This window comes from uncultured Campylobacter sp. (assembly GCF_938017705.1).
Classification (GTDB): domain Bacteria; phylum Campylobacterota; class Campylobacteria; order Campylobacterales; family Campylobacteraceae; genus Campylobacter_B.
The window spans coordinates 1-3,600 of sequence record NZ_CALIIS010000093.1; the positions used below are offsets into that span (position 1 = coordinate 1).

The 3,600-nt window shown below is 49.0% G+C and carries 4 protein-coding genes; all 4 read left to right on the forward strand.

All coding sequences use genetic code 11. The annotated features are described in order from the left end of the window. The first annotated feature begins 130 nt into the window (after positions 1-130). Positions 131-685 carry a UbiX family flavin prenyltransferase gene (locus Q0605_RS04785; RefSeq protein ID WP_298704723.1) on the forward strand — a complete coding sequence of 185 codons (555 nt, stop codon included), beginning with the start codon at positions 131-133 and terminating at the stop codon, positions 683-685. Next, on the forward strand, positions 685-1,161 hold the full coding sequence (coaD, locus tag Q0605_RS04790; RefSeq protein WP_177387474.1) for a pantetheine-phosphate adenylyltransferase: 477 nt from the start codon (positions 685-687) through the stop codon (positions 1,159-1,161). The genes Q0605_RS04785 and coaD overlap by 1 nt, the downstream gene beginning before the upstream one ends. A 73-nt stretch (positions 1,162-1,234) precedes the next feature. Then, positions 1,235-2,323 carry a hypothetical protein gene (locus tag Q0605_RS04795; protein WP_298704725.1) on the forward strand — a complete coding sequence of 363 codons (1,089 nt, stop codon included), beginning with the start codon at positions 1,235-1,237 and terminating at the stop codon, positions 2,321-2,323. Between the two features lie 521 nt (positions 2,324-2,844). Then, positions 2,845-3,471 carry a dTMP kinase gene (gene tmk, locus Q0605_RS04800; RefSeq protein ID WP_298704728.1) on the forward strand — a complete coding sequence of 209 codons (627 nt, stop codon included), beginning with the start codon at positions 2,845-2,847 and terminating at the stop codon, positions 3,469-3,471. Positions 3,472-3,600: the final 129 nt, after the last annotated feature.

Consider the following 3,600-nt stretch of genomic DNA (forward strand, 5'->3'; position numbering starts at 1 on the left):
AGCGCAACCTTGCCATGGTTGATGTCGCGAGTTCGACTCTCGTTTCCCGCTCCATCTTAACTTCAAATTTTAAAATTCCTTCCGTTCCACTCGCTTTTGAAGCACAAAATTTCGATATGAAAGCCTTGAAATGAAAATTTTAGTTTGCGTAAGCGGCGCGAGTTTTTGCGAGATCGGGCTTGATCTGCTTAAATTTCTTGCCAGCTCGCCGCATGAAATTCACGCCGTACTTACGCAGGGCGCACGCCGCGTCCTGAGCGCCGAAAGCGGCATAGATGCGAACGAGGCTTTAAAATCCGCGGAATTTAAGAACGTAAAATTTTATCCCGACACCGATCTGGGCGCGCCGCTCGCTTCGGGCTCGTTCGGCATTGACGCCACAATCTTTGCGCCCTGCTCTATTGGCTCTTTGGCTAAAATTTACGGCGGGCTTTGCGACAGTCTAAGCACCCGCGCCGCTGCAGTCGCGCTAAAAGAGCACAAGCGGCTGGTTCTTGGCGTGCGTGAGATGCCGCTTTCTGCGATCAGCCTGCGACAAATGAGCGAGCTAGCCGCGCTCGGCGTCATCATCGCTCCGCCCGTGATCGCAGGCTACTGCGGCGTGCAAAATTTAAAAAATTTCATAATCGGCAAGTGGTGCGACGTGCTGGGCGTGCAAAACGAGCTATTTAAAAGGTGGCAATAATGCAAAACTCAAGAAAATGTATCTATCCGGGCACTTTCGATCCTATCACGAACGGCCATCTGGACGTCATCAAGCGCGCGCTAGGGCTTTTTGATGAGGTTATCGTGGCGGTCGCGCTAAACGAGAGCAAAAAGCCCTACTTCAGCCTAAAATCCAGACTAGAGATGGCGCGAGCCGCGACACGCGGGCTTCGTGGCGTGAGCGTGCAAAGCTTTGATAATCTACTCGTGGATTTTGCTAAATCTTGCGGCGTGCGCTTCGTTATCCGCGGGCTTCGCGCGGTTAGCGACTTTGAGTACGAGCTGCAGATCGGCTATGCAAACGCCTCGCTATGGGAGGAATTTGAGAGCGTGTATTTGATGCCGACGCTCAAAAACGCCTTTATCTCAAGCTCGATCGTCCGCTCCGTTTTGAGCCACGGCGGCGACGTTTCGCACCTGGTGCCGAGCGAAATTTTAAAATTTTTGAAAAAATGAGCTTGCAAGCTACTGAAATTTAGCCCGCAGGTGCGGCTAAATTTAAAATTTGCAAGCTGCACGGGAGATAAAAATGAGCGAAGCAATGGATGAGATAGAAAGACTGCGAACGTTTTTAAAAAGCGTGAGAGATGAATACAAAGCCTTAAATAAAATAGCCGAAGCGCAGGCCGTAAGTAGGCGCTGGGCGTCTGGTAGCTATATCAATTTAGAGCCGTTTTATTTCGAATATAACCGCTTCTCAAAAGGCAAAATTTTAAAAGCTAAACCGAAAAAGCTTGCAAACGCCTACGAATACGGCTTTGACGCGCAAGATCGCATCGTTTTTGAAAGACAACATGACGGCAAAAAACATTTCTTTGAAAGCCTTTATTTTTGGGGGCGGAACGAAGTTTTAAAATATCATTTCGGTTGCTATAACAAAAGATGCGTAGGATGCTTCAATATAAAAAGATTTATCTATGAAAATGGCGAGCTAAAGTCCATCTACTCGGCCTTTGACAACAACGCCTATGGGATAGAAAATTTTACTTACAAAGGCGGCAAACTCGCACAAAGACGGGAGTATGTAGAGCACCCTCGCGCAGGCAGAAGGAATGACGTAACAAACTATGAATTTGACGCAATGGGCGAGCTAAGCTTAATAACCGAAAATGGCTATGTGCGCTATCAAAAGCCCAATAAGGATATGAGCTACAAAAAGCTCTATGAGCTCGCCGCTCAAAGGCTGCTGCCCGCGATTAAAGAGACAATCAAAAAGCACGCGCCGAATTGCAAACTCTACTGCATAAATTTAGCTTGCGACAATAGGAGTTTGCCGCCGATCATTGGATTCGGCTCGCAAGAGCAGCGCATGCAGTGGCTTGCACGAAAGGATGGTTGGCTTCTTTGGCTCGTTCCTGATTACGAGTTTCGAGCCGAGGTCGAAGCAGACTACGAAACGGCGAAAATTTTCGATCTTTTCAATCAAGAAACGCAACTAAATGATAAATATGCGCAAGCTAAAAAGCTCATTTGGGAGTGCGTGAAGCAGCTCAAAGCAGGTCTTGGCGAATTTGCGCTCGATATGACGGAGGATTTTACGATCACGGCTACTGATTGCGATCTTGGCGATCTGAGGAAAGATTTCATAGCGATAAATCCCGAACCGATAGGTGCATAAGGGCAAAATTTAAAATTTCATCGTCGCGATTTTGTCACTGCACGCAGCGTTTACTCGCCCGCGCCGCCCAGTAACACACCCTACTCCGAATGGTGCCGCCGCCCTGCTCCGCCCGAAGTGCCGCCCATTCCATCTAACGCCATCCGCTTCGCAAAGCACATATCCTACCATGTATATAATGGCGCCCTACCTCGCCCGACGTGCCATTCTATCCGCACGGCGCGCCGCCTTTTATCGACTGGTGCCATGGCTCTACTCGGTACATGTCCGTAAGCGTAAAATTTGTTTACTGCCTATTCGGCGCATCCATTCGAACGCTAAATTTAACCGCGAGCAGCGCCACAAAGAGTAAGTGCTTAGCAACAAAGCGCCCGATAAAATTTTACGCCTAAAGATCAAAAGCGGTTCGCATAAGCTCGCGCAGAAGCCCGATTTTGAGGCGAAATTTACGCTCAGCTGTTTAAAAAAGCCGCTATTTAGCTATAAATTTGTAAAATACCGCACAAATTTAAAGGCGAAAAATGTATGTAATATTCGAAGGTATCGACGGCGTAGGCAAAAGCACGCAGATAGCGCGGCTAGCGGCGGCTTTCCCGCAGGCGATCGTGACCAAGGAGCCCGGCGGCACGAAGCTCGGCGAGGCGGTGCGAAGCCTCGTTTTGGGCGAGGATTTTAAGTGGCCGCGCGGCAGCGTAAATCTGCGCGAGGTCTGCGGCGAAATTTCAAAGCGCGCCGAGCTGCTTTTGTTCCTCGCAGACCGCGCCGAGCACTACGAGCGCGTGATAAAGGGCGGCGCGGACAGGCTCGTGCTAAGCGATCGCGGCTTCATCTCGGGGCTTGCCTATGCGCTGGCAAACGACGAAAACGCGGATCTTAGCGAGCTTATCGCGCTTAATAAATTTGCGCTTGGGGGCAAATTTGCAGATAAAATCGTGCTGTTTTTGGCGGACGAGAAGCTCATAGGGCAGCGACTCAAAACGCGTGCTAACAGCGATATAATCGAAGCTCGCGGGTTAAAATACCTAATGCGCGTGCAAGATCTTATGGCGCAGGCATGCACAGCGTGCGGCGTTCAGACGCTGCAAATCGACGCCGCACAATCCGAAGAGGCGATCTGCGACCAGATAAAAAATTTCATACTTTCTTAAAATTTTAAGGCGTGGAATTTTGCCGCGGAAAAGAAATTTTAGCTGTGAAATTTCATCGTGAAATTTTAGCTTTAAATTTCGTTATGGAATTTTACAGGAGAGATTCTAGGTAAAATTTCATGGGTGGAA